This is a genomic window from Streptomyces sp. NBC_01304, from assembly GCF_035975855.1.
In the GTDB taxonomy this organism is placed as follows: Bacteria; Actinomycetota; Actinomycetes; order Streptomycetales; family Streptomycetaceae; genus Streptomyces.
Window position 1 is genome coordinate 3,661,996 of the sequence record NZ_CP109055.1, and the last position, 24,025, is coordinate 3,686,020.

At 70.3% G+C, this 24,025-nt stretch carries 23 protein-coding genes and 1 pseudogene; 2 read left to right on the top strand and 22 right to left on the bottom strand.

Annotation, left to right across the window (positions count from 1 at the left end; translation table 11 throughout):
• Positions 1 to 80: 80 nt before the first annotated feature.
• The 15 genes and pseudogenes from OG430_RS15835 to proS form a co-directional block, all read right to left on the bottom strand.
• Positions 81 to 242: pseudogene (locus OG430_RS15835) on the bottom strand (magnesium chelatase domain-containing protein); the annotation flags it as partial.
• Positions 242 to 631, bottom strand: a complete 390-nt coding sequence (locus OG430_RS15840) for a YraN family protein (protein ID WP_327353144.1) — start codon at positions 629 to 631, stop codon at positions 242 to 244. The pseudogene OG430_RS15835 and the gene OG430_RS15840, both read right to left, overlap by 1 nt.
• A gap of 105 nt (positions 632 to 736) precedes the next feature.
• Positions 737 to 1,045, bottom strand: coding sequence for a DUF2469 domain-containing protein (locus OG430_RS15845; protein WP_003965949.1), 309 nt, complete (start codon positions 1,043 to 1,045; stop codon positions 737 to 739).
• A gap of 55 nt (positions 1,046 to 1,100) precedes the next feature.
• The gene (locus tag OG430_RS15850; protein ID WP_327353145.1) at positions 1,101 to 1,649 is read right to left on the bottom strand and encodes an NUDIX hydrolase; all 549 of its coding nucleotides are present in this window, start codon (positions 1,647 to 1,649) and stop codon (positions 1,101 to 1,103) included.
• Positions 1,639 to 2,388: a signal peptidase I gene (lepB, locus tag OG430_RS15855; protein WP_327353146.1), complete on the bottom strand. Its 750-nt coding sequence runs from the start codon at positions 2,386 to 2,388 to the stop codon at positions 1,639 to 1,641. The genes OG430_RS15850 and lepB (OG430_RS15855) overlap by 11 nt, the downstream gene beginning before the upstream one ends.
• Positions 2,389 to 2,463: 75 nt before the next feature.
• Complete coding sequence (gene lepB, locus OG430_RS15860; RefSeq protein WP_327359115.1) at positions 2,464 to 3,429, bottom strand: signal peptidase I; 966 nt, start codon at positions 3,427 to 3,429, stop codon at positions 2,464 to 2,466.
• On the bottom strand, positions 3,386 to 4,417 hold the full coding sequence (gene lepB, locus OG430_RS15865) for a signal peptidase I (protein WP_327353147.1): 1,032 nt from the start codon (positions 4,415 to 4,417) through the stop codon (positions 3,386 to 3,388). The genes lepB (OG430_RS15860) and lepB (OG430_RS15865) overlap by 44 nt, the downstream gene beginning before the upstream one ends.
• Complete coding sequence (gene lepB / locus OG430_RS15870) at positions 4,410 to 5,135, bottom strand: signal peptidase I (RefSeq protein ID WP_327353148.1); 726 nt, start codon at positions 5,133 to 5,135, stop codon at positions 4,410 to 4,412. Before lepB (OG430_RS15870) ends, lepB (OG430_RS15865) begins: the two co-directional genes overlap by 8 nt.
• A gap of 78 nt (positions 5,136 to 5,213) precedes the next feature.
• Positions 5,214 to 5,564 carry a 50S ribosomal protein L19 gene (rplS, locus tag OG430_RS15875; protein WP_327353149.1) on the bottom strand — a complete coding sequence of 117 codons (351 nt, stop codon included), beginning with the start codon at positions 5,562 to 5,564 and terminating at the stop codon, positions 5,214 to 5,216.
• 134 nt (positions 5,565 to 5,698) lie between these two features.
• Positions 5,699 to 6,520 carry a tRNA (guanosine(37)-N1)-methyltransferase TrmD gene (trmD, locus tag OG430_RS15880; RefSeq protein ID WP_327353150.1) on the bottom strand — a complete coding sequence of 274 codons (822 nt, stop codon included), beginning with the start codon at positions 6,518 to 6,520 and terminating at the stop codon, positions 5,699 to 5,701.
• Positions 6,520 to 7,080 carry a ribosome maturation factor RimM gene (gene rimM, locus OG430_RS15885; protein ID WP_327353151.1) on the bottom strand — a complete coding sequence of 187 codons (561 nt, stop codon included), beginning with the start codon at positions 7,078 to 7,080 and terminating at the stop codon, positions 6,520 to 6,522. The genes trmD and rimM overlap by 1 nt, the downstream gene beginning before the upstream one ends.
• 88 nt (positions 7,081 to 7,168) lie before the next feature.
• Positions 7,169 to 7,408, bottom strand: a complete 240-nt coding sequence (locus tag OG430_RS15890) for an RNA-binding protein (RefSeq protein WP_327353152.1) — start codon at positions 7,406 to 7,408, stop codon at positions 7,169 to 7,171.
• Between the two features lie 2 nt (positions 7,409 to 7,410).
• Entirely contained in the window at positions 7,411 to 7,845 is a 435-nt protein-coding gene (gene rpsP, locus OG430_RS15895) for a 30S ribosomal protein S16 (protein ID WP_327353153.1), read from the bottom strand.
• 266 nt (positions 7,846 to 8,111) lie between these two features.
• Entirely contained in the window at positions 8,112 to 8,708 is a 597-nt protein-coding gene (locus OG430_RS15900) for a hypothetical protein (RefSeq protein WP_327353154.1), read from the bottom strand.
• A gap of 261 nt (positions 8,709 to 8,969) precedes the next feature.
• A complete protein-coding gene (proS, locus tag OG430_RS15905; RefSeq protein WP_327353155.1) occupies positions 8,970 to 10,379 on the bottom strand; it encodes a proline--tRNA ligase in 1,410 nt (469 codons plus the stop codon).
• Positions 10,380 to 10,612: 233 nt separating this feature from the next.
• On the opposite strand from proS, the gene OG430_RS15910 reads away from it, so the two are divergent.
• The gene (locus OG430_RS15910) at positions 10,613 to 11,482 is read left to right on the top strand and encodes an SAM-dependent methyltransferase (protein ID WP_327353156.1); all 870 of its coding nucleotides are present in this window, start codon (positions 10,613 to 10,615) and stop codon (positions 11,480 to 11,482) included.
• Positions 11,483 to 11,512: 30 nt separating this feature from the next.
• On the opposite strand, the gene ftsH is transcribed toward OG430_RS15910, so the two are convergent.
• The 6 genes from ftsH to nsdA all read right to left on the bottom strand — a co-directional run bounded on the left by ftsH (position 11,513) and on the right by nsdA (position 21,342).
• Positions 11,513 to 13,432 carry an ATP-dependent zinc metalloprotease FtsH gene (gene ftsH, locus OG430_RS15915; protein WP_327353157.1) on the bottom strand — a complete coding sequence of 640 codons (1,920 nt, stop codon included), beginning with the start codon at positions 13,430 to 13,432 and terminating at the stop codon, positions 11,513 to 11,515.
• A 124-nt stretch (positions 13,433 to 13,556) separates the two neighbouring features.
• Positions 13,557 to 15,122 carry a signal recognition particle protein gene (ffh, locus tag OG430_RS15920; protein ID WP_327353158.1) on the bottom strand — a complete coding sequence of 522 codons (1,566 nt, stop codon included), beginning with the start codon at positions 15,120 to 15,122 and terminating at the stop codon, positions 13,557 to 13,559.
• A gap of 218 nt (positions 15,123 to 15,340) precedes the next feature.
• Positions 15,341 to 17,794: a [protein-PII] uridylyltransferase gene (locus OG430_RS15925; RefSeq protein ID WP_327353159.1), complete on the bottom strand. Its 2,454-nt coding sequence runs from the start codon at positions 17,792 to 17,794 to the stop codon at positions 15,341 to 15,343.
• A gap of 56 nt (positions 17,795 to 17,850) precedes the next feature.
• Entirely contained in the window at positions 17,851 to 18,189 is a 339-nt protein-coding gene (locus tag OG430_RS15930; RefSeq protein WP_101390346.1) for a P-II family nitrogen regulator, read from the bottom strand.
• Positions 18,186 to 19,544, bottom strand: coding sequence for an ammonium transporter (locus OG430_RS15935; protein ID WP_327353160.1), 1,359 nt, complete (start codon positions 19,542 to 19,544; stop codon positions 18,186 to 18,188). Before OG430_RS15935 ends, OG430_RS15930 begins: the two co-directional genes overlap by 4 nt.
• A gap of 328 nt (positions 19,545 to 19,872) precedes the next feature.
• Positions 19,873 to 21,342 (bottom strand): transcriptional repressor NsdA, encoded by a 1,470-nt coding sequence (gene nsdA / locus OG430_RS15940; RefSeq protein ID WP_327353161.1) that lies wholly within the window; start codon positions 21,340 to 21,342, stop codon positions 19,873 to 19,875.
• 445 nt (positions 21,343 to 21,787) lie between these two features.
• Between nsdA and OG430_RS15945 the strand changes: the two genes are divergently transcribed.
• A complete protein-coding gene (locus OG430_RS15945; RefSeq protein ID WP_327353162.1) occupies positions 21,788 to 22,465 on the top strand; it encodes a bifunctional DNA primase/polymerase in 678 nt (225 codons plus the stop codon).
• Positions 22,466 to 22,588: 123 nt separating this feature from the next.
• Here the strand turns inward: OG430_RS15945 and ftsY are convergent, their stop codons facing one another.
• Positions 22,589 to 23,803 (bottom strand): signal recognition particle-docking protein FtsY, encoded by a 1,215-nt coding sequence (gene ftsY / locus OG430_RS15950; protein WP_327353163.1) that lies wholly within the window; start codon positions 23,801 to 23,803, stop codon positions 22,589 to 22,591.
• Positions 23,804 to 24,025: the final 222 nt, after the last annotated feature.

Below are 24,025 nucleotides of genomic sequence, written 5' to 3' on the forward strand. Positions count from 1 at the left end.
CCTCCGGCGCCCCCGCCCCGACCGCGAACAGCCGGGCCCTCCGGGCCCTGAAGATCTCAACACGCTGACTTGACAGGGATGACCACGGCGGCCCGCACCCGGTCCTTGCTCTCGGTCAGGCTCTTGTCAGGGAGTCCGACCAGCGTGAACGCGGCCACGCCCGGCTCCAGATCGGCCTGCACCTCGACGACGACGCCTTCCACCCCGACGAGCGCCACCGAGCACGTACGCGCGAACCCCATCAGGCCACCCCCCGCGCGTGCTCGACGACGGGGGCCCCGCGCGAGGGCAGCACGACGCCCACGAAGTCGATCCGCACCCCACCTGCGGGCGGCCCGCCGTGCTGGTGCAGCCAGATCTCGGCGAGGCCGCGCAGCTGGTCGGCCTTGGCCGGAGTGAGGGCGGCCATCGGCTGCTCGAAGTGCTCGGCGGTGCCGTCCGGCCCCACCGGACCCGCTCTTCGGGTCTTGACCTCGCAGATGACCAGCGCGTCGCGGTCCATCGCGACGATGTCGATCTCACCGCTGCGGCCGGGCCGCCAGTTGCGGGCCAGGATCGTCAGGCCGGTCTCGGCCAGGCGTCGGGCCGCCAGGTTCTCGCCGTACTTGCCGAGTGCTCCTCGTGCGTTCATTCGGCACCACCTCCGGTCTCGAAGGTGGCGCATCCGCACCCAGCCGGTGGATCTTGGTGGACAACCGCTCAGCTGTGGATAACTCGGTCACCCGTCAGAGGTGGCTCAGCCGCCCGGCAGCTCGAGATCGCTCTTGTTGAGCTCCTCGATATTCACGTCCTTGAACGTGAGCACCCGCACCTGCTTCACGAAACGAGCAGGCCGGTACATGTCCCACACCCAGGCGTCAGCCATCGACACCTCGAAAAAGACCTCACCCTGGACCGAGTGCACCTGCATCTCGTAGTCGTTGGTGAGGTAGAAACGCCGTTCGGTCTCGATCACATATTTGAACAGACCGACGACGTCGCGGTACTCCCGGTAGAGCTTCAGCTCCATCTCGGTCTCGTACTTCTCGAGGTCCTCGGCGCTCATGGCATGTTCCCCTTCAGCCGTGCGTCCCCCTATTGTGCGCCAGCCCCGCGTGCCCCTAGACGATTTCCGTGTCGAGGACCTCGGGACTGCTCGGAGGACCCTCGTCGAGCAGCCTGCGCAGCAGCTCGGCGAGCCTGGTCGGATACACCGTCTCATGCGAGGCGGAGAGTTCCTGGCACGTCCACCACCGCATTCCGGCGACGCTGCGACGTTCCAGCTCGGTCAGGCCGTCACCGATCCGCGGCGCCGACATGGCCGAGTGCTTCGTACGGGCGAGGAAGTACCACTCGTCCTGATCCCAGCGGCGCCCGGCGAACGGGAAAGAACAGACCCGTCGCCACAGCACCGGCCCGAGCTCCACATCCGTGATGCCGGTCTCCTCCGCCAGCTCGCGCAGCGCGGCCTGCTCCCGCGTCTCGTCGCCCTCGAGGCCGCCACCGGGAGTGAACCACCAGTCGTCCCCGGCGTCCTCGGGCTCGTGCCCGTGCATCAGCAGGATCCGGTCCTCGGGGTCGAGCAGCACCACCCTGGCGACCTTCCGCAGGCCCGCCGAGGGCTCCGCGGCGGGCCCGGAGGCGGCGGCCGCCGCGGGCTCAGCGGACACCGGCCGGCTCCTTGCGGCGCGGTGCGCCCTTGCCGCTCATCGCCTTGGCGAGGGGCCCGTACGCCGCCCCGCCCAGGATCAGCACCACACCGGCCACCACCGCGGCGAGCACCAGCCGCAGCGGCCCGGGCTCCGAGATCCCGCCGGGCAGCGCCTCGAACCCGCTGGGGCTCTCCAGCATGCCGTTCATGGGCCAGGCCACGGCGTCGACCCGGGCCTTGACCGCGCTGCGCGGCACGGAGCCCTGCACGGCGTCCTCGAGGTGGGCAGTGGAGTCCAGCGAGCCATTGCGCTCGTCGCCGAGCACGAAGAGCCGCCCCTTCGGCACCTCGGTCTTGGGGATGCCGCCGACCGCGGCGGCCGCGCCCTTCGGGAGATACGGTTCTGCGATCGGCTTTCCATTGACGGTCAGACGGCCGTCCGCGGCGCAGCAGGCGACCTTGTCGCCGCCGATTCCGACGACGCGCTTGAGCATCGGCTGGTCGCCCCACGCCTTCTCCTGGAAGACGACCACATCACCGCGGCGCACCTCGCTGCCGTCTATCCGCTGCGCGAGGACGCGGTCGCCGCCGTTGATCGTCGGCGACATCGACTCGGTCGGCACGGTGTACGGCTGGTACAGAATCGCGCCCCAGACGAAGCCGCCGAGGAAGAGCACACAGCCGAGGGCCACGGCGATACCCGACAGCTTGCTGCCGAGCCTGCCCTGGCCCTCGTCCGTACGACGCGTTCTGCTCATCCCAGCCCCCACCTCGGAGAATCGATCCCCGCACGGAAGTGTCCGCGCGGAAGATCGGCGATCTGGGACGGCACACTACCCGGCGGTACTGCCGCCAGAAACCCTCTGCTTGCGGCCACCGGTCAGACCCCGCCTGCGCCACAGCACGAGCGGCACCGCACCCGCCACACCTAGCGCCCCCGGCGCCAGCGCGGCCGCGCTGTTGATGCCCGGCTGGTCGAAGGTGTCCGGGACCGGGAGCGTGCCCCAGCGGTTGATCGGCCAGGCCTTCACGACGGCACGGCCCACGACGTTGTCGACCGGCACGAAGCCGCCGCCCGGATTCGTCTGGTGGTAGCGGGAGTCCGAGGAGTTCTGGCGGTGATCGCCCATCACCCAGATCTTGTTGGCGGGGACGGTCACCTTGAACTGGCCGCCGCCGTTGTCATCGCTGCACGCGGTGTTGCCCGGGTAGACATAAGGCTCGTTCAACGCCTTGCCGTTGACCCGGACCGGCCCGGTGCCCTTGCACTCCACCGTGTCCCCGGCGACGCCGATGACCCGCTTGATCAGGTCCTTCTCCTCGGCGGACGGCATCAGGCCGATGAAACTCAGCGCCTTCTGCACCGCGTTGGGGTTGGGCGCGGGCTCGCCCTGCAGCCAGCCGCCCGGGTCGTGGAAGACGACCACCTCGCCGCGCTCCGGCTTGGAGCCGAACCACGGGGTGAGCTTGTCGACCAGGACCCGGTCGCCGCGCTGCAGGGTGTTCTGCATCGAGTCCGACGGGATGGAGAAGGCCTGCACGAGGAAGGTCTTGATCAGCAGCGCGAGGATCAGCGCGATACCGATGAGGAGCGGGAGCTCCTTCCAGAAGGAGCGATGCCTCGACCCTCCCGTGGGCTCGTTGTCGTCACTGTTGCCTGAAGGGTCGGCACTGTTGCCGGAAGGGTCGGCGTCGCCGACCGCATCGGTGTCCGTTCCACCAGTGGTTGGGGAACCGTCGCTGATCACGTCGCGCTCATCCTCGGGTTCGTCGTGTCCGGATCGTGCGCCGACGGCCAAATCCCCCACATCCACTCCTCGTTCCGTGCGACTGCCTGCGCCATAGGCGATGCAGGCCTACCACTCCCATAACGAGCGGGAGTTCCGCAGGGGTCGGGAGGCGGGTTTCCACGTTCCGTTCGTCGGTCCCCAGCCTATGCGACGCGCCGAGGGCCGCGGTCGACCCGCCACGCACGCCGGCCGCATCGGGGACGGCCGCGAAGGCGTCGCGCTGCTCCAGCTTGCTCCAGTGCCCGAAGGGCCAGGCGATGACCTTGGCCTTGCCGACGACCTCGTCCTCGGAGACGGTGCCGTGGTACTTCGTGGTGAGGTGATAGCGGGAGTCCGCGGAGTTCGACCGGTGGTCGCCCATCACGAAGAGCCGGCCCTCGGGGACGGTGACATCGAACTTGATGAGCGAGGGCTTGTCGCCGGGATTCAGATACGGCTCCGCTATCGGTACGCCGTTGACGGTGACCTTGCCGCCTTTGCCGTCGGACTTCACCCGGTCCCCGCCGACCGCCACGACCCGCTTGATCAGGTCCTGCTCGTCGGCGGAGGGCAGCAGCCCGATGAAGGTCAGGCCCTGCTTGATCTGCTTGATGCCGACGGGGTCGTCCTTCTTCGGCGCCTGCTGCTCCGCCTTGAGCCAGCCGCCGGGGTCCTTGAAGACGATGACGTCACCGCGCTCGGGCTTGGACCCGAACCACGGGGTGAGCTTGTCGACCAGGACCCGGTCGCCGATCTGGATCGTCTGCTCCATCGAGCCCGAGGGGATCACGAACGCCTGGACCAGGAAGGTCTTCAGTACGAGGGCGATCAGCAGGGCGACGCCGATGAGGAGGGGTATCTCCTTGACCGCCGAGCGCCTTCTGCGCCGCTTGACCTTGCGGGCCAGCTTGCGCCGCTCGGCCCGGCCCGGCAGGACGGGCCCGCTGGTCGGCCGGGACCCGGTCGGCAGCCGGGTGTCGAGGCGGTGGCCGGTCCGCGTACGGCCGCGGTTACCCATGCGGGCCGCCCGGTTCGGGCACGCGGTCGAAGGAACCGGGGCGGTCCATGGAGGTCCAGCGGCCCACCGGCCAGCCGACCCAGTCGGCCCTGCCGATCACCGTGTCGACGGCCACCATGCCGCCGCCGGGCGAACCGAGGTGGTCGCGGGAATCGCTGGAGTCGCTGCGGTGGTCACCGAGGACGAAAAGCCTGCCCTCGGGCACGACGACGTCGAACGGCACCGTCGAGGGGGCGTCCCCGGAATACAGGTAGCCCTCGTCCACCGGTTCGCCGTTCACCTCGATCCTCCCGTCCTTGCCACGCGCGACCACGCGGTCACCGCCTACACCCACGACGCGTTTGATGTAGTCGGAGTTCCCCCAGGAGCCACTGCCGTCGAAGACGACCACATCACCGCGCTGCGGCTCGGCACCGAAACGGTACGCCAGCTTGTTCACGAGGACCCGGTCGCCGACCTTGAGGCCCGGTTCCATGGAGCTGCTGGGGATCAGGAACGGCTGCATCACAAAGGTGCTGAACAACAGCAGAAAGATCACGCATACGCACCCGAGCACGCCGGCCCTGCGCCAGGAGCGCCAGGACGGGGCGGCTTCAGCGGCTGGGTCGGCCGGATCCGCCGGGGATATACGCGCGGAGCGCGACCCCTCGCCGTCCCCCGCCTGCTCGGCGGGTTCGGGAGAGCGGTCGCGCTCCGTGTGCTGTGCTTCGGTGTCCATCGGGGCCAGAGCCTATCCGGCTGCCCTGTGGGACCGGGATCCGAGGACCCCCACGGATCCGGGGATCCGTGAGCGCGATCAGTTGTCGCGCTTCTCCTTGATCTTCGCGGCCTTGCCGCGCAGCTCGCGCAGGTAGTACAGCTTGGCGCGACGCACGTCACCCTTGGTGACGAGCTCGATCTTCTCGACGATCGGGGTGTGCACCGGGAACGTACGCTCCACGCCGACCGAGAAGGAGACCTTGCGGACCGTGAAGGTCTCGCGGACACCGGCGCCCTGGCGACGGATGACTACGCCCTTGAACTGCTGCACACGGGAGCGGTTGCCCTCGATGACGCGGACGTGGACGTTGACGGTGTCACCCGGGCGGAAGGCCGGGATGTCGCTGCGCAGCGAAGCGGAGTCGACGGAGTCGAGCAGGTGAGCCATGATCGTCTGCTTCCTCGCCCATGCCACAGGTCATCGGCGGAAATCGTGATGAAAGTTCGGAGTGTGCTGAGAGCGCCGGGCGGTGCGTCGTATCCCCCTGTGGCAGGGGCGCACGCTGGACGTACAGCAGCGACCTATTCTTCCACGGCCCCGGGCGTACGCCCAAATCGGCCGTCGGGGCCGGGGGCCCAGCCCAGGATCGAGAGCATCTCCCGGTCCTTCTTGTCGAAGGAGGAAGGGTCGCAACGCTCAATGAGATCGGGCCTGTTGGCGGTCGTACGCCGCAGCGCCTCGTCCCTGCGCCACCGGGCGATCTTGCCGTGGTGGCCGCTGACCAGGACGTCCGGGATGTCCCGGCCGCGCCACTCGGGCGGCTTCGTGTAGACCGGCCCCTCGAGCAGATTGGCCATGGCGCCGGGCGCGAACGAGTCGTCGCGGTGGGATTCGGCGTTGCCGAGGACGCCGGGAAGGAGCCGGGCCACCGCCTCGGTGATCACGAGCACCGCGGCCTCGCCGCCTGCCAGGACGTAGTCCCCGATGGAGACCTCGTACACCGGCATGCGGGTCGCGTACTCGTCCATCACGCGCCGGTCGATGCCCTCGTACCGCGCGGGCGTGAAGACCAACCAGGGCCGCTCGGAGAGCTCGACGGCGAGCTCCTGGGTGAACGGCCGGCCGCTGGGCGTCGGCACCACCATGACGGGGCCCCCGAGGCCCGCCTCGTAGCCGTCGGCGAGCAGGGTGTCGAGGGCGTCGCCCCAGGGCTCGGTCTTCATGACCATGCCGGGGCCGCCGCCGTAGGGAGTGTCGTCGACCGTGTTGTGACGGTCGTACGTGTACTCCCGCAGATCGTGTACGTGGACGTCGAGGCGGCCACGCGCGCGTGCCTTGCCGACCAGGGAGACGTTCAGGGGCTCGAGGTACTCGGGGAAGATCGTGACGACGTCGAGCCGCATCAGGCCTCGTCCTCCGCGGCCTCTGAGTCACGCGCGGACGCGATTTCGGCACGGTCGTCGATGAGACCGGGTGGCGGGGTGATGACGGCCCGCTGCTTCTCGAGGTCGATCTCGGTGACGATCTCCTCGACGAAGGGGATCATCACCTCGCTGCCGTCCTCGCGCTCCACGATGAACAGGTCCTGCGAGGCCAGGTGCGAGATCTCGGTGATCCGGCCGATCTCGGTGCCGTCGGCGAGGACGACGTCCAGGTCCATCAGCTGGTGGTCGTAGTACTCGTCCGCGTCCTCGGGCTGCTCCTCCGGATCGACGTCCGCGATGAGGAGGGTGTTGCGCAGGGCCTCGGCGCCGGTGCGGTCGCGTACGCCCGCGAAGCGCAGCAGCAGCCGCCCGCTGTGCACACGGCCGGTCTCGATGGTCAGCGGCCCGGTGGCGGCGGGGTCGGTGGCCAGGACGGCGCCGGGCCCGAGACGGAGCTCCGGCTCGTCGGTACGTACCTCGACGGTGACCTCGCCCTTGATGCCGTGGGCACGGCCGATCCGAGCGACTACGAGCTGCACTTGGTTGTTCTCCTGTCGGTACCGGATACGACTGCGGGCCGGGGACGGCTCGAAAGCCCTCCCCGGCCCGAGCCGGTGCTGCGTTTGTTCAGCGAACCTGGTCGACGTCGACGAGGTCGACGCGGACTCCGCGGCCGCCGATAGCGCCCACGACGGTACGCAGGGCACGTGCGGTGCGGCCGTTACGGCCGATCACCTTGCCGAGGTCGTCGGGGTGCACCCGGACCTCGAGGACGCGCCCACGGCGCAGGGTGCGCGAGGCAACCTGCACATCGTCGGGGTTGTCGACGATGCCCTTCACGAGGTGCTCGAGAGCCTCCTCGAGCATGCTCAGGCCTCGGTCGACTCGGTGGACTCAGCCGCGTCAGCAGCCTCGTCCGCCTTCTTGTCGGCCTTCTTCGCCTTCTGGGTGATGGCCTCACCCTTGGGCTCGTCGGCCACGGCCACGGCGTCGAACGTCGGACGCGCGGGCTTCGGCTCGGCCACGAGCAGCGGCGCCGGGGCCGGCAGGCCCTTGTGCTTCTGCCAGTCGCCGGTGAGCTTCAGGATGGCCATGACCGGCTCGGTCGGCTGGGCGCCGACGGAAAGCCAGTACTGGGCGCGCTCCGAGTTGACCTCGATGCGCGACGGGTTCTGCACCGGGTGGTACAGACCGATCTCCTCGATGGCCCGGCCGTCACGGCGGGTACGGGAGTCGGCGACGACGATGCGGTAGTGAGGCGAACGGATCTTGCCCAGACGCTTCAGCTTGATCTTGACTGCCACTGGAGTGGTGTCTCCTGGTCTTGACGTGGTTGGGCACAACGAGATGCCACGTGGGGTTGCGGTACTCGGGTGCCCGATGGACGCGTCAGCCGGAGGACGAGAGGGTTCCTGTGCGGCCGTCGAGTACAGCTAGCCATTCTGCCATACGTCGCGGGGGCGGATCCGCCCCGGGGCCGGGCCCGCCTTCCAGGCAGGGGTGGACTGTGGCCGGGGTCACGGGGGCGCTGCCCCCGAACCCCCGCTCCTCAAACGCCGGAGGGGCCGGATCACCCCGCCACGGCACCCACTACCTCCGGGATCCGGAACGGCTTCCCGCAACCCCCACACATGATCGGCGCCTGCGCCAACACCGAGGGCACCACCCGGACATTGCGCCCGCAGTCGCAGACCGCCTTCACCCGGACTCCGCCCCCGGACGAGCCGTGCCGCGCGGCCGGTCCCCGGAAGGAGCGGGCCGTGTCGGCGGAGGTCGCCGCGGTGTGTGCCTTGAGGGCGCGCTGGAGCCGCTCGATCGTGGGCCGGTACCTCTTTCTGGCCTCGGGGTTGAGCGTGACCAGCGAGAAGCCGCTGCTGGGGTGCGGTTCCTCGGGGTGGTCCAGGCCCATCTCCTCGGCGATCGCCAGGAAACGGCGGTTGTGGTAGCGGCCTGCGCGCGAGGTGTCACGGACGCCGCGGGACGCGGCGATGCCATGGACTGCCTCGTGCAGCAGTCGCTCGAAGGAGAGCTCGGCGCCACAGGCGGACGAGGACTCTCCGATCAGGGACTCGGGCGCGGCTAGATCTGGCAGCTCGGGGTGGTGCCGCTGAATGTCGGCCCACGCCTGCGCCAGCTCTGCGGCGAGGACTGGTGGTGTCGTGCTCACGTCGTGACAACGAGCCGAGCCCCCTTGGTGTTCCTATTCCGGGGCATCTCAAATAATTTGCACGTACCAGTCAGTTGCCGCTGATGCGTCCGGACGAGGGCGGGTGCGCTGATCTGCGGAGAAGCCGCTCAGCTCGTCTCAAGGTGGTACGTAGTGGCGCGTACGCCCCGGCGCGTAGACCAAGTCCACACGCCGGGGCGGCAGTTGTCATCAGGTGCGCAAGAGGTATTTCGGCCTCTTCGCCTTCCGGACTGCGCTACGTCAGTACGCGCGCGCCACGATGGCGACGGTACCCGGTGCGTCGTCGGACTCCGGCACCGACCCGTCCTCGGCGACCAGACACCGTACGGTGACCGACTGCTCGGCCAGCTTGGCCTCGCCCTCGGCGCCGAGCGTGGCCCACGGGATCCGGGCCCAGCCGGTGGCGGCCGCCTCGACGGCCTCCTCGATCGTGGACACGTCCTTCGTACGCGACTGCCGGCGCTCGCGGGACTCGCGAAGGAGCTGCGCCTGGTCCTCCTCGAACACCTTCGGCAGCAGGTCGGCGAGGCCGTCGAGGGACACGGCCTCCTTGCCGCCGGGGATGCGGCGGGCCAGCATCGCCGTTCCGTTCTCCAGGTCGCGGGGGCCGATCTCGATGCGTACCGGAACACCCTTGAGCTCCCAGTCGACCGCGCGGCGGCCGAAGGGGGTGTCGACGCGGTCGTCGACCTGGACGCGGATGCCCGCCGCCTTCAGCTGGTCGCCGAGCTCGCGGACCTTGGCGACCGCCTCGTCGCCCTTGATCGCCATGACGACGACCTGGACGGCGGCGAGCCGCGGCGGGACACGGAGGCCGTTGTCGTCGCCGTGCATCATCACCAGGGCGCCGATCATGCGGGTCGTGGAACCCCAGGAGGTCTGCCAGACGAGCTCCTGCTTGCCTTCCTTCGACAGGTACTGCGTGTTGAAGGCCTTGGCGAAGTTCTGGCCGAGCTCGTGGCTCGTTCCCATCTGCAGGGCCTTGCCGTCGCCCATCATGCCCTCGAGGGTGAGGGTGTTGATCGCGCCGGCGAAGCGCTCCTTGGGGGTCTTGCGGCCGAGGACGACGTCCATCGCGAGGACGTTCTCCATGAACTCGGCGTACACGTTCTTGTGGATGTGCGCCGCGAAGTCTCGGGCGTCCTCCTGCGTGGCGTGGGCGGTGTGGCCCTCCTGCCAGAGGAATTCGGTCGTCCGCAGGAACAGGCGCGGGCGCAGCTCCCAACGGACCACGTTCGCCCACTGGTTGATCAGCAGCGGCAGGTCGCGGTAGCTCTGGACCCACTTCGAGAAGTAATCGTTGATGATCATCTCGGAGGTGGGCCGGACGACCACCGGCTCTTCGAGCTCCTTGCCGCCGCCGTGCGTGACGACCGCGAGCTCGGGGGCGAAGCCCTCGACGTGCTCGGCTTCCTTCGTCAGGTACGACTGCGGGATGAAGAGCGGGAAGTACGCGTTCTGGGCGCCGGCGTCCTTGATCCGGGCGTCCATCTCCTGCTGCATCCGCTCCCACAGGCCGTAGCCGTACGGTCGGATGACCATGGTGCCGCGCACCGGGCCGTTGTCGGCCAGCTCGGCCTTGCTGATCAGGTCCTGGTACCAGCGGGGAAAGTCGTCCGCCTGGGGCGTGAGAACGGGAGCCTTTGCCATGGCGCGAATGGTACGGCGCGGCCCGCTGGGAACGTGAATCGGACAGCGGCGCGGGCGCCCTCGCAGGGGCGCACGCCCGGGGCACACAAGCATTACCCGAATACCTCTGGACGCCGCCAAAGATGCGGAGTTCCCTGGCATATGGGGGGAGTGCGAGCGCACGTACACGGGGGCGGATCAACAGGGGCAACACGGCATCTCTGCGATATCTCTCGGTGATTGGGGCGCTTTCGATGACACCTACGCTCGTGCAGCAGCACCTTCCGCACCCGGGCACGGCAGCGCCGAGGAGTACGGATGCGTGTGCACGCGCGCGTGACTGGGCCGAGATCCAGGAGCGGATGCTGGTGCCGCTCTACGCGGCCGCGTACGAACGGCTCGAGGTCGGCTCCGGCACCCGCCTCCTCGGCCTCGGCTGCGGCTCGGGACTCGCCCTGCTGATGGCGGCCTCGCGCGGGGCCGCGGTGACCGGGGTCGACGAAACGTTTCCGGAGCGGCTCGCGCTGGCCCGCGAGCGGCTGTTGCCGGACGCGTCCTGGGGCCCGGGCCGGGCGGACGGCAGCACCCGGCTGACCGGCGAGGGGCTCGCGGCCGTGGACGGACCCGACTCCCCCGCGTACAACCTGATCACCGCCTTCCAGCCGATCGGCTGCATGGCGGGCGACTCCGAGGGCCTGGCGACCCTGCTCGAGGCGGCCTCGCCGCTCGCCGAGCGGGGCAGTCCGTTGGTCCTGGCCGGCTGGGGTCCGCCCGAGCGGTGCACCACCTCGGCGGTGCTCCGGGTGGCCTGCAAGCTGGCCGATCCGCTGCGCTCCACGGGCAGTTGGCGCCCGGCGCTGCGGGACGACCTGGAGGAGGTCGCGCAGCGGGCCGGGCTGCGGCCGGACGGGTCGGGGCGGGTGGCCTGCCCGTTCGGGTACGCGGACATGGACAGCGCGGTGCGCGGGCTGCTCTCGACCGGTCTGTTCGACGCGGCAGTCGGCGCGACGGACAAGGCGCAGGTCGACAAGGAGCTGACGGAGGCGCTGCATCCGCATCAGCGGCGGGACGGGACGGTGTGGATGTCGAACGTGTTCCGGTACTTGATCGCACGGACCCGCTGAGGCGCGGGCTTCAGTACGTACGAAGGGGTCCTACGACTCCTTCGTCAGCCTGGTGATGCCGGCCGCCCGGTACGCCGCCGCCTCGTCCAGCGTCTCGTTCGCCAGGAGTTCCGTGGCCAGCGCGTCCAACTTGTCGCGGTTGTCGCGGAGTTGTTGGCACGCGCTCTCGTAGCACTCGTCGACGATGCGCCGCATCTCGCCGTCGATCGCGTCCAGCGTGGAGGGGGCGGCCGCGAGGCCGTAGGCCTGCTGGGCATCGTTGGGGAGGGCCGACAGACGGCCGACGCGCTCGCTCATGCCCCAGCGTCCGACCATGCCGCGGGCCAGATTGGTGACCTGTTCGAGGTCGTTCTCCGCGCCGGTGGTGATGACGTCGTAGACGACGTGCTCGGCCGCCATGCCGCCGAGTGCGCCGATGATGCGGCCGCGCAGGTACTCCTCCGTGTACGCGTACCGGTCGGCGTCCGGCGTGGACAGGGTGACGCCGAGGGCACGCCCGCGCGGCACGATGGTGATCTTCCGGACCGGGTCGGCACCGGGCTGCAGCATGCCGAGGAGGGCGTGGCCGCTCTCGTGGTACGCGGTGCGGCGGCGCTCCTCGTCGGGCATGACGAGGGGGCGTTCGGCGCCAAGCTGGACCTTCTCCAGGGCGTCGGACAGGTCGGACTGGCTGACCTGCTTCTGGTCGCGCTTGACGGCGAGGAGGGCGGCCTCGTTGGCGAGGTTGGCGAGTTCGGCGCCGGTCATCCCCGGGGTCGTACGGGCCACTTGAGCGAGGTCGACGGACGGGGCGAGCGGGATCTCGCGGGTGTGGATCTTCAGGATCGCCTCGCGGCCCTTGCGGTCGGGCGGGCTGACCGTAACCGTGCGGTCGAAGCGGCCGGGGCGGGTCAGGGCCGGGTCGAGGATGTCGGCGCGGTTGGTGGCGGCGAGCACGACGACGCCCTCGGAGCCGGTGAAGCCGTCCATCTCGGTGAGGATCTGGTTGAGGGTCTGCTCGCGCTCGTCGTGGCCGCCCATGCCGGAGCCGCCGCCGCGGGCCCGGCCGATGGTGTCGATCTCGTCGATGAAGACGATGGACGGCGCCACCTTGCGGGCCTCCGCGAAGAGTTCGCGTACGCGCGAGGCGCCGACGCCGACGATCATCTCGATGAACTCCGAGGCGGAGGCCGAGAAGAACGGCACCCCCGCCTCACCGGCGACCGCCCGCGCGAGCAGCGTCTTGCCGGTGCCGGGCGGGCCCGCGAGGAGCACGCCGCCGGGCATCCGGGCGCCCAACTCCCGGTAGCGGGCGGGGTTCTTGAGGAAGTCGACGACGTCGTTGAGCTCGCCCTCGACCTCGTCGATGCCGGCGACGTCCGCGAAGGTGGTGCGCTTACTGCCCTCCAGCTCGACGGGCTTGGGCGGCTGCTTGCGGCCCAGCATGCCGCCCGCGCCGCCGCCCATGCCCGCGGCCATCCGGCGGGCCATGAACATCCACAGGCCGACCAGCAGCAGGATGGGCAGGAGCGAGATCAGGACGTTGGTGAGCAGGCTCGGCTCTTTGTAGACCGGCTCGGCGGTGACCGTGACGTTCTGCTTGGTCAGCTCGTCCCAGATCTTGTCGTCGGCGAAGCTGGGGCGCTGGGTGGTGAACTCCTCGTACGTCCCCTTGCCGCCGTCGGGGACGTCCGCGGCCTTCTTCAGGTCGCCCTGGATCTGGTCGCCCTTGGAGTAGATCTTCTGCACGTTGCCGGCGTCGAGCTGCTTGCTGAATTCGGTGTACGAGACCGAGGTGGGCTTGTCGTCGCCGAAGAAGGACAGCAGGAGATTGGTGATCAGGAAGACGAGCAGTGCCGTCCAGATGAGACTGCGCCAGCTCAGCTTCTTCTTGGGCGGAGGCGGCGGGGGCGCGCCCTCCGAGCGCCAGGGCTGGTCGGTGCGGTCGCGGGGCGGCACGGGACTGGTCACGCTCGCCATTATTCGAGAGCCCGACCAATCAGGCATTTCGGGACCGGCTCACAGAAACGCAGAGCGGGACCCGGACCACCGAAACGGCGACCCGGGCCCCACCCACGTACAAACAAACAGGCAATCAGCCCATGAACTTCTTGAACTCGTCCGGCAGCTCGAAGTCCTGCCCGCCCTGCCCGCCCGGCAGACCGAACGCCCCGCCGTCCTGCGGCGCCTGCGCCCCCTGCTCGCGCTTGGCCTGCGCGGCGGCCTCCTCGGCCTTGCGCTTCATCGGGTTGCCGCTCTTGCGCTTGCCCTTGGCCTGCTTCTGCTGCTTCTTCTGCCGGCCGGGACCGCCACCCATGCCAGGGATCCCCGGCATCCCGGGCATGCCCCCGCCCTGGGCCATCTTCGACATCATCTTGCGGGCCTCGAAGAACCGCTCGACCAGGTTCTTGACCGCGCTGACCTCGACGCCGGAGCCCTTGGCGATACGCGCACGGCGCGAGCCGTTGATGATCGTCGCGTCCGCCCGCTCGGCCGGGGTCATCGACTTGATGATGGCCGCGGTGCGGTCGACGTCGCGCTCGTCGATGTTGTTGATCTGTTCCTTGATCTGGCCCATCCCCGGCATCATGCCGAGCAGCTTGGAGATGGAGCCCATCTTCCTGACCTGCTCCATCTGGGCCAGGAAGTCGTCGAGCGTGAAGTCCTTGCCGCCCTTGCTGCTCTGCAGCTTGGCGGCCATCTTCTCGGCCTCGGCCTGAGAGAAGGTCTGCTCGGCCTTCTCGATCAGGCTGAGCATGTCGCCCATGCCGAGGATGCGGGACGCCATGCGGTCCGGGTGGAACGCGTCGAAGTCGTCCAGCTTCTCGCCGTTGGAGGCGAAGATGATCTGGCGGCCGGTGACGTGCGCGATGGAGAGCGCCGCACCACCACGGGCGTCACCGTCGAGCTTGGAGAGCACCACGCCGTCGAAGCCGACGCCGTCCCGGAAGGCCTCCGCGGTGTTCACCGCGTCCTGACCGATCATCGCGTCGACGACGAAGAGGACCTCGTCCGGCGAGACCGCGTCGCGGATGTCCGCGGCCTGCTGCATCAGCTCCTGGTCGATGCCCAGGCGGCCGGCGGTGTCGACGATGACTACGTCGTACTGCTTGGTCTTGGCGTACTCGATGGAGTCCTGGGCGACCTGGACCGGGTTGCCCACGCCGTTGCCCGGCTCGGGGGCGTAGATGCCGACGCCTGCGCGCTCGGCGACGACGCTCAGCTGGTTCACGGCGTTGGGGCGCTGCAGGTCACAGGCGACGAGCAGCGGCGCGTGGCCCTGCCCCTTGAGCCAGTGGCCGAGCTTTCCGGCCAGCGTCGTCTTACCGGCACCCTGCAGACCCGCGAGCATGATCACGGTCGGGCCGGACTTGGCGAAGCGAAGGCGGCGGGTCTCGCCGCCGAGGATGCCTACGAGCTCCTCGTTGACGATCTTGATGACCTGCTGGGCCGGGTTCAACGCCTGGGAGACCTCGGCGCCCTGGGCCCTTTCCTTGACCTGCTTGATGAAGGACCGGACAACAGGAAGGGCAACGTCGGCTTCGAGCAGGGCGATACGGATCTCGCGTGCCGTGGCGTCGATGTCCGCCTCGCTGAGGCGTCCCTTGCCCCGGAGGTTCTTGAATGTCGCTGCAAGGCGATCGGAGAGGGTATCGAACACGGTGGTCGCAGATCCTCAAGGTCGGGGGCGGTCAGTCGCCCTCCAGGGTATCCGGCGCCGCAAGTACGACGCCCTCGCCTGCCAGATTGGCAAGCGAGGGCGGAACCCCCGCGTCGGCGGGGACAACGCATGCGACACCTCAGCGCCAGCCGCACGCTCCGGAACACCCCCGCGTAGGCGGGGAGCACACTCCGCTCAACGAGCACGACATCCGAGCGTCACCCCCTCAACGCATCCTCCACAGCGCGGGCCACCGACACCGCCTCCGCAGCAGGCAACAACGCCCCGTCGCGCCCGGTGACGTAAAAGGCATCCACCGCATTGGCCCCGAGCGTCGACACATGCGCGGAACGCACCAGGACACCCGCCCCCTCCAGCGCCCGCCCGATCCGGTGCAGCAGCCCCGGCGCATCGTGCGCCCGCACCTCGATCACCGTCGCGAGCTGCGACCCGGCCGGCGCCACCGTCACCCGCGCCGGCGGAGCCGGAGCGCCGCGCCGCCGCGGATAGGCGGCCTCGCGCTCGGCGAGACGGGCCGGGATGTCGAGCGACCCGTCGAGCGCCCGCACCAGATCGGCCCGCAGCCGCGCGGCCTGCGGCAGTGAGCCGTACTCGGCGGCCACCCGCCAGTCGAGGAGCAGCACGGGCCCGCCCCCCTCGTCGGGCGACCCCACCTCGTCCGGCAGGCCGAGCACCCCGAGCTCGGCCGCCCGCACGGTGAGCCGGTGCATGGCGAGAACGCCGGCCACCGCGGGCAGCACCCCCGGCTGGTCCGGCACCGCGATGAGCAGCTCGACCCCGACGGGCTCCTCCTCCCCCGCCTCCGCCTGGGCCCGCAGCGCGAGCACGGGCCCGCCCGTACGGAAGGCCTCAAGGGCGAGCCGCTCCTGCTCCGCGGTCGGCGCCGCCGTCGCGGCCGGCTCCGGCGGGGCGTCCCCCGCGAGGAGCGCGCCGACCCGCTTGGCCAGGTCGGCCACGAGCGAACCCCGCCAGGTCGACCAGGCGGCCGGCCCGGTGGCCAGCGCGTCCGCCTCCGTCAGGGCGTGCAGCAGCTCCAGCGTGGAGGCGGAGCCCACGGCCTCGGCGACCGAGCGGATGGTCGCCGGGTCGTCCAGGTCGCGCCGGGTCGCCGTCTCGACGAGCAGCAGGTGATGCCGTACGAGAGTGGCGACGACCTCGACGTCCGTACGGTCGAACCCGATCCGGGACGCCACGTCGCGCGCGATCGTCTCACCCGCCACCGAGTGGTCGCCGGGCCAGCCCTTGCCGATGTCGTGCAGCAGCGCCGCGACGAGGAGCAGGTCGGGACGGCCGACGCGGCGGGTGAGTTCGGCGGCCTGGACGGCGGCCTCGACGAGGTGGCGGTCGACGGTCCAGGTGTGCACGGGGTTGCGCTGGGGGCGGCAGCGGACCCGCTCCCAGTCCGGCAGTACGCGGCTGATCAGGCCTTCCGCCTCCAGGGCGGCCCAGACGTCCACGGTCGAGCGGCCCGCGCCGAGCAGCGTCACCAGCTGCTCGCGGGCCTCGGCCGGCCAGGGCGTGGGCAGCGGCCGGGCGGTGGCCGCGAGGTGGCGTACGGCGTGCAGGGACAGCGGCAGTCCGGCCTGGGCGGCGGCCGCGGCGGCGCGCAGCGGCAGCACGGGATCCCGCTCCGGCTTCGCGGCCTTCGCAAGGACCACCTCGCCGTCCTGCTCAACCACCCCTTCGGCAAGGGGAGTTCGCTCGGGAACGGGCTTGTTGCCGCCGAGCATGGCCCGCAGCCGGGGACGTACCGAACGGGCCCGCAGGACCCGCGACACCTCGCGCCAGGTGACATCGCTCGCGTACGACACCGTGCGCGCGGCCTCGTACACCTGCCGAAGCAGCGTGTCGGAGTCCAACAGGCCGAGATCTGCCGCGACTTGGTCCTGCTCCTGCAGCGCCAGCCGGTCGGTGGCGCGTCCGGTGGCCAGGTGCAGGGCGTCGCGTACGTCAAGGAGGTGGCGGCGCGCCTCGGCGAGCCCTTCGCGGGGCGCGTCGGCGAGCCAGGAGGCGGCGACGGCGCGCAGCACGGTGGCGTCGCGCAGACCGCCGCGGGCCTCCTTGAGGTCGGGTTCGAGGAGGTACTGCAACTCGCCCTGGCGCGCGGCGCGTTCCTCGCCGAGCTCGCGGAGCTCGGGCAGCCGCTTGGGCGCCTGGTTGCGCCAGTCGGCGAGGACCGCGCTGCGCAGACCCGTGGTGAGCCCGAGGTCGCCCGCGACATGCCGGGCATCGAGCAGTCCGAGCTGCACCTTGAGGTCGTCGCCGGCGGTCTTGCGGGCCTCGCCGGGGGTGCGTACGGAGTGGTCGAGGGCGAGCCCGAGGTCCCACACCGGGTACCAGATCCGGTCGGCGAGGGCGGCCACCGTCTTGGCGTCCGCGCTGCCGTCGTGCAGGAGCAGCAGGTCGAGGTCGCTGCGCGGGGAGAGCTCGCCGCGCCCGTACCCGCCGACGGCTACGAGTGCCATGCCGCTCGTCGACGGACCCGCGCCGCCCGTGAAGAGCCCGGCCAGCCAGTCGTCGGTCAGCTCGGCGAGGGCCGAACGGCGCGGCGGCCCGGACCGCGTCTCCTCCTGGAGGAGACGCAGCCGGGCCGCCGCATAGCCGCTGGGGCGTGAGTCTTCGGTTTCCCTAGGCACATCCACACTGGTCACCCAGCAGCTCCTTGCGTGTTCGTCACTGTTCAGAGCGCGCGGTCAGGGCGCACTGTCTACAGGGCGTCGGGGCCGCGCTCGCCGGTGCGGACCCGGACGGCCGTCTCGACCGGGACGCTCCAGACCTTGCCGTCCCCGATCTTGCCGGTACGGGCCGCCTTGACCACCACATCGATGAGCTGTTCGGCGTCATCGTCCTCCACGAGGACCTCGATGCGGATCTTGGGCACGAGGTCGACGGTGTACTCGGCGCCCCGGTAGACCTCGGTGTGCCCGCGCTGGCGTCCGTAGCCGCTGGCCTCGGTGACGGTGAGTCCCTGGACGCCGAAGGCCTGCAGGGCTTCCTTGATCTCGTCGAGGCGGTGCGGCTTCACGACCGCGGTGATGAGCTTCATGCGTCCACCTTCTTGTTCTTCGCCGCCGGCTGGTCCTGCGCGGGCGGTGCGGGCACGGTCGTACGCGGCGCCGTACCCCCGCCCGCGCCGCTGAAGTCGTACGCGGTCTCGGCGTGCTCGACCTGGTCGATGCCGGAGACCTCGTCATCCTCGGGCACCCGCATCCCGATCGTCTTGTCGATGACGAAGGCGAGGATGGCAGATGCGACGAGGGAGTACGCGAGGACCGCGCCAACTCCCGCTGCCTGCTTGCCGAGCTGTTCGAGGCCGCCGCCGTAGAAGAGGCCCTGCGCCTTGGACTGCACACCACCGGTGGCGAAGAGGCCGACGAGCAGGGAGCCCACGACACCGCCGACCAGGTGGACGCCGACGACGTCCAGCGAGTCGTCGTACCCGAGCTTGAACTTGAGCCCGACCGCCATGGCACACAGCACACCGGCGATCACACCGATGGCGATGGCGCCGAGCGGCGAGCAGGAGCCACCCGAGGGGGTGATGGCGACGAGCCCGGCGACCGCACCCGAGGCCGCGCCGAGCGTGGTGAACGCGCCGTGCCGGATCTTCTCGTACGCGAGCCAGGCGAGCATCGCCGCGGCGGTGGCGACCTGGGTGTTGACGAACATCACGGCGCCCACGCCGTCGTCGTTGCCCAGCCAGGAACCGGCGTTGAAGCCGAACCAGCCGAACCACAGGAGCCCGGCGCCGAGCATCACGAGCGGCAGGGAGTGCGGCCGCATCGGGTCCTTCTTGAAGCCGACCCGCTTGCCGATGACGAGGATGACGCCGAGGGCCGCGGCACCGGCGTTGATGTGGACGGCCGTACCGCCCGCGAAGTCGATGACGCCCAGCTCGAAGGCCCAGCCGCCCGTGCCCCACACCCAGTGCGCGACCGGGAAGTACACGATCGTGGCCCAGAGGGTGATGAAGAGGGCCCAGGCGGTGAACTTCACGCGGTCCGCGAGGGCGCCGCTGATCAGGGCGGGCGTGATGATCGCGAACATCAGCTGGAAGACCGCGAACACGTACACCGGGATGGTGTAGCCGTCCCACAGCTCGGTGATGCCGAGCCCGCTGAGGCCGACGTAGTCGGAGTCCCAGCCGATCAGGGAGCCCTTGTCGGTGCCGAAGGCGACGGAGAAGCCGTAGAGCACCCACAGGATGGTGACGATCCCGAGGCTGATGAAGCTCATCATCAGCATGTTCAGGGTGGACTTGACGCGGACCATGCCTCCGTAGAAGAAGGCCAGGCCCGGCGTCATGAGCATCACCAGTGCGGAGCAGATGAGCATGAATCCGGTGTTGGCGGAAGAGAGCTTGGGTGCCTCTTCCGCAGCGAGCATGATGCCTGGAGGCATCGGCGTCTCCTCGTCGTATGCGGCCCGTGCGGGCGGAGCCTGAGCGGTTTATGAGGGGTGGGCCTTATGGACGCCGAGATTGGCGTAGCGCGGTTTCGGCGGACGCCCCTCGATGTTTCGCCGCAGTGACGAAGACGTCGTGCGTGTTACGCGTGAATGAACTGCCGGATGGCGCGGGGTGCGGCTTTCTACCCTGTGCGCACAACGCAGCCGACCGCGGTCGGCCATCCGATTGACCTGGCGTGGGGGAGCCGAGTCGGGCTGTCGGGATGGGCCGGCCGCGGCCGGGGTTCTGGGGGATGCTCCGCGGCCCCGAAGGGCCCCGGTGTCAGACCGCTTCTGCCGATTCGGGCAGCTGGGCGGCGAGCTCGTCGGTGAGGTGCACGACTTCGGCGACGTCCCCGAAGTCCCGCATCGCGGTGTCCACGGTCTTGCGCAGGCGGGTGTTGACCCGCTCGGAGCGGACCCGCTTGGCGACGGTCAGGGCCTGCTCGGTGTAGACCGCGCTCTGCTCGGGTTCGCGCTGCAGCAGGTGCACGGTGGCCATGCCGATGAGATTGAGTGCGTACGAACGCTGGTGCTCGCTGTCCTTGCTGAACAGCTCGACCGCGCGGGCCATCACGGGCTGGGCCAGTGAGGCGTAGGTGGGGCTGCGGCCCGCCACGTAGGCGAGGTCGCGGTAGGAGTGGGCGTTCTCGCCGTTCAGCTCGGCCTCGGAGAAGAAGCGGATCCAGTCCGGCTCCTGGTCACCGGCCTCGACGGCGTCCTCGAAGGTGTCCTCGGCCATCCGCACGGCCCGCTTGGTCTTGCTGGGCTGGCCCATGTTGGCGTACGCGCGGGCCTCCATCGCATACAGCATGGCCTGGGTGCGGCCGGTGGCGCAGTCACGGCTGCCGTACTGCGCGAGGTGGATGAGTTCCAGGGCGTCGTCCGGGCGGCCGAGGTGGATCATCTGGCGGCTCATGCCGGAGAGGATGTACGAGCCCAGCGGCTTGTCGCCGGCCTCCTTGGCGGCGTGCAGGGCGAGCACGAAGTACTTCTGGGCGGTGGGCTGCAGACCCACGTCGTAGCTCATCCACCCGGCCAGTTCCGCCAGTTCGGCCGCGATCTTGAACAATCGCTGGGCGGTGGCCTCGGGTTGGGGCTCCTGCAGCAGGTCGGTCACCTCGTGCAGCTGCCCGACCACCGCCTTGCGGCGCAGGCCGCCGCCGCACTGGGCGTCCCACTGCCGGAACATCATCGTGGTGGACTCGAGCAGGTCCAGCTCCGGCTTGGACAGGCGCGAGGCCCGCCTTATCGGAGTGGGCGCCTCGAGCGCGGGCGAGGCGGGGCTCGGGACCAGCCAGCGCTGCATGGGCTCGATCAGGGAGGGGCCCGCGGAGAGCGCGAGCGAGGTGCCGAGGAAGCCGCGGCGGGCGAGCATCAGGTCGCTGCGCGAGAACTCGCTGATCAGCTCGACGGTGCCGGTACCGGTCCAGGGCAGGTCGACGCCGGAGAGCGACGGCGACTGGTGGGCCGTGCGCAGGCCGAGGTCCTCGATGGCGACGACGGAGCCGAAGCGCTCGGAGAACAGCTCGGACAGGATCCGCGGGATCGGCTCCCGCGGCTGCTCGCCGTCCAGCCAGCGGCGCACGCGCGAGGTGTCGGTGGAGATGTGATTGGCACCCAGCTGGCGCGCCCTGCGGTTCACCTGGCGGGCGAGTTCGCCCTTCGACCAGCCGCTGCGGACGAACCACGAAGTCAGCTGCTCGTTGGGGCGCTTGTCGGCGTTCGCGCCGCTGCCGCTGCTGCCGCCCACTGGAACGCCCCCATCCCTAGGTGTCGCTTGTGCGCTGGATACGCCAAGCCCCTACAGAATGCCGCGAGTTACTGCCTTGCGTCCGGCGAATCTCACCCGTCGAACAGGAAAGCGACTTGCCTCCGGCATACCCACGAGCGCACACATCCCTGCGTTCGTGCACTGAAAGTAATCCTACGATCACCCTTCCGGCGAGGGCGATCCGTGAAACGCCACCATTCGCCACCCCTTCGAATGAACTCATGGACGGCTACACGCGATTCACTTGACACAGGCCAGCCGCGAGTGGGCGGAGCGGTGCACACCGGGGCGCACGCATCCGCTCGCACCACCCGAACCACCCCTGGGCGCCGCCGAGTTGAGGCATCGACGACCTCCGGCGACGCAGGGTCACGGTTTCACTCCGGCACGTAACCAGCGATCCGCTCGACCCGTTGGAGGGGGCATGGGCTTCACGATCGGCGGCAGCCGTGGGATCCGCACCGCAACACCGTCCGGCCGGCCCGGCTCACGACGCCGCGGCCGCAGCTCGGACTGCACCGCGGTGGCCGAGTTCACCGGACTGTGGGGCTGGGTCGTGCGCCCCGGCGCACGCGCCGCCGACGGACACTGCTCCTGCGGCAAGGCCGACTGCCGGGCACCCGGCGCCCACCCGCTGGACTTCGCCGCCGAGATCCCGGCCGGCGCCACCCTCGACGAAGTGACCACCGCGTGGGGCGAGTTCCCCGGCGCCGCGGTCATGCTCCCGGTGGGCCGCACCTTCGACATCCTGGACGTGGCCGAGCCCGCCGGGCGGCGCGCCCTGGTCCGCATGGAGCGCATGGGCATCCCGCTCGGCCCGGTCGCGGCCACCCCCGAGGGCCGCGCCCAGTTCTTCGTCGCCCCCGGCGCCGTCGCCGAGCTGCCCGAGCTGCTCTACCGGATGGGCTGGGACGACGCCGATCTGGACCTGCGCGGACTCGGGCGCGGGGACCACATCACGGCCCCGCCGTCCGACCGCGGGGGCCGGGGCCCGGTGCGCTGGCTGCGCGCGCCGGAGCCGGACTCGGCGACGAACCCGCCGCAGGCACGGCTGCTGCTCGGGACACTGGCGTACGTGTGCCACCGGTCGGCGACGGCCTAGCCGGGGGCACGCATGCCGAAGGGCCCGCTTCCGGCTGCACCCCGGGAAGCGGGCCCTTCTTGGTTCGCATCTGGTGCGTACGACGCCGGGTTCAGCGGCGTACGAGAGAGAGCGGGGAGACAGCTAGTCCCCGATCAGCGCGTCCACGAACGCCTCGGGCTCGAACGGAGCCAGATCGTCCGGCCCCTCGCCCAGGCCCACCAGCTTGACCGGAACGCCCAGTTCGCGCTGGACCGCGACGACGATGCCGCCCTTGGCGGTGCCGTCGAGCTTGGTGAGGACGATGCCGGTGATGTCGACGACCTCGGCGAAGACGCGGGCCTGGACCAGGCCGTTCTGGCCGGTGGTGGCGTCCAGGACGAGCAGGATCTCGTCCAGCGGGCCGTGCTTCTCGACGACGCGCTTGACCTTGCCGAGCTCGTCCATGAGGCCGGTCTTGGTGTGCAGTCGGCCCGCGGTGTCGATGAGCACCACGTCGACGCCCATCTCGCTGCCTTCCTTGACCGCGTCGAAGGCGACGGAGGCGGGGTCGCCGCCCTCGGGGCCGCGCACCGTGTAGGCGCCGACGCGCTCGCCCCAGGTGGTCAGCTGCTCGGCGGCGGCGGCACGGAAGGTGTCCGCGGCGCCGAGCACGACGGTCTTGCCGTCGGCCACGAGGACGCGGGCGAGCTTGCCGGTGGTGGTGGTCTTGCCGGTGCCGTTGACGCCGACGACCATGACGATGCCCGGGACCTTCGACGACGGGTCGGACTCCGTCTTGACCTCACGGTCGAAGTCGGTGCCGACGAGCGTGAGCAGCTCCTCGCGGAGCAGGGCGCGCAGGTCCGCGGGGGTGCGGGTGCCGAGCACCTTCACGCGCTCGCGCAGGCGCTCCACCAGCTCCTGGGTGGGCGCGACGCCGACGTCGGCGGTGATGAGGGTGTCCTCGATCTCCTCCCAGGTGTCGTCGTCCAGGTGCTCGCGCGAGAGGAGCGTGAGCAACCCCTTGCCGAGCGTGTTCTGGGACCGGGCGAGACGGGCGCGCAGCCGGACGAGCCGGCCGGCGGCGGGCTCGGGGATCTCGATCTCGGGCGCCGCGGGCTCGATGACCTCGGGCTCCTCGACGACCGGGGCCTCGGCCTCGGGGAGCTCGACCTCCTCGATCGTGCGGCGCGGTTCTTCGCGCGGCTCCTCGGCCTCGTCGCCGACATGCGGCTCGGCCGGGGGCGCGGTGATGGTCGGCGTGGTCGAGGGCGCGGAGGGCGGCAGCTGCTTCTTCTTGCGGCTGCTGACCACGAGCCCGCTGATGGCGCCGACCGCGACCAGAGCGATGACTACAGCAAGGATGACGATTTCCATAACGGGACCAGTATCGGCCACGCCTCCCGCTGCGGGCGCATCCCCGTGCGATCGCACGAGCCAGGCGCTCGGCGACCGGGACACCCTGTGTGGGATCACACATACCTGGACATTTGATTTATTTAGGGCAAACGTACGACACTTGTCTGGCCCCACCTGTCCCCAGGGGCGCCCCTCCCTCCGGGGCTCCACCGCGCGAAGAGCGTCCCCCGCCGGAGCCCC

What these genes read in the sequence shown, in the direction of transcription:
- OG430_RS15930 (WP_101390346.1), bottom strand. Translation starts at nt 18,189, where the DNA reads ATGAAGCTCATCACCGCGGTCGTGAAGCCGCACCGCCTCGACGAGATC.
- proS (WP_327353155.1), bottom strand. Translation starts at nt 10,379, where the DNA reads ATGGCAAAGGCTCCCGTTCTCACGCCCCAGGCGGACGACTTTCCCCGC.
- ftsY (WP_327353163.1), bottom strand. Translation starts at nt 23,803, where the DNA reads ATGGAAATCGTCATCCTTGCTGTAGTCATCGCTCTGGTCGCGGTCGGC.
- OG430_RS15845 (WP_003965949.1), bottom strand. Translation starts at nt 1,045, where the DNA reads ATGAGCGCCGAGGACCTCGAGAAGTACGAGACCGAGATGGAGCTGAAG.
- OG430_RS15945 (WP_327353162.1), top strand. Translation starts at nt 21,788, where the DNA reads ATGGGCTTCACGATCGGCGGCAGCCGTGGGATCCGCACCGCAACACCG.
- trmD (WP_327353150.1), bottom strand. Translation starts at nt 6,520, where the DNA reads ATGCGGCTCGACGTCGTCACGATCTTCCCCGAGTACCTCGAGCCCCTG.
- OG430_RS15935 (WP_327353160.1), bottom strand. Translation starts at nt 19,544, where the DNA reads ATGCCTCCAGGCATCATGCTCGCTGCGGAAGAGGCACCCAAGCTCTCT.
- OG430_RS15840 (WP_327353144.1), bottom strand. Translation starts at nt 631, where the DNA reads ATGAACGCACGAGGAGCACTCGGCAAGTACGGCGAGAACCTGGCGGCC.
- OG430_RS15910 (WP_327353156.1), top strand. Translation starts at nt 10,613, where the DNA reads ATGACACCTACGCTCGTGCAGCAGCACCTTCCGCACCCGGGCACGGCA.
- OG430_RS15890 (WP_327353152.1), bottom strand. Translation starts at nt 7,408, where the DNA reads ATGCTCGAGGAGGCTCTCGAGCACCTCGTGAAGGGCATCGTCGACAAC.
- rplS (WP_327353149.1), bottom strand. Translation starts at nt 5,564, where the DNA reads ATGGCTCACCTGCTCGACTCCGTCGACTCCGCTTCGCTGCGCAGCGAC.
- lepB (WP_327353146.1), bottom strand. Translation starts at nt 2,388, where the DNA reads ATGAGCAGAACGCGTCGTACGGACGAGGGCCAGGGCAGGCTCGGCAGC.
- lepB (WP_327353148.1), bottom strand. Translation starts at nt 5,135, where the DNA reads ATGGACACCGAAGCACAGCACACGGAGCGCGACCGCTCTCCCGAACCC.
- lepB (WP_327353147.1), bottom strand. Translation starts at nt 4,417, where the DNA reads ATGGGTAACCGCGGCCGTACGCGGACCGGCCACCGCCTCGACACCCGG.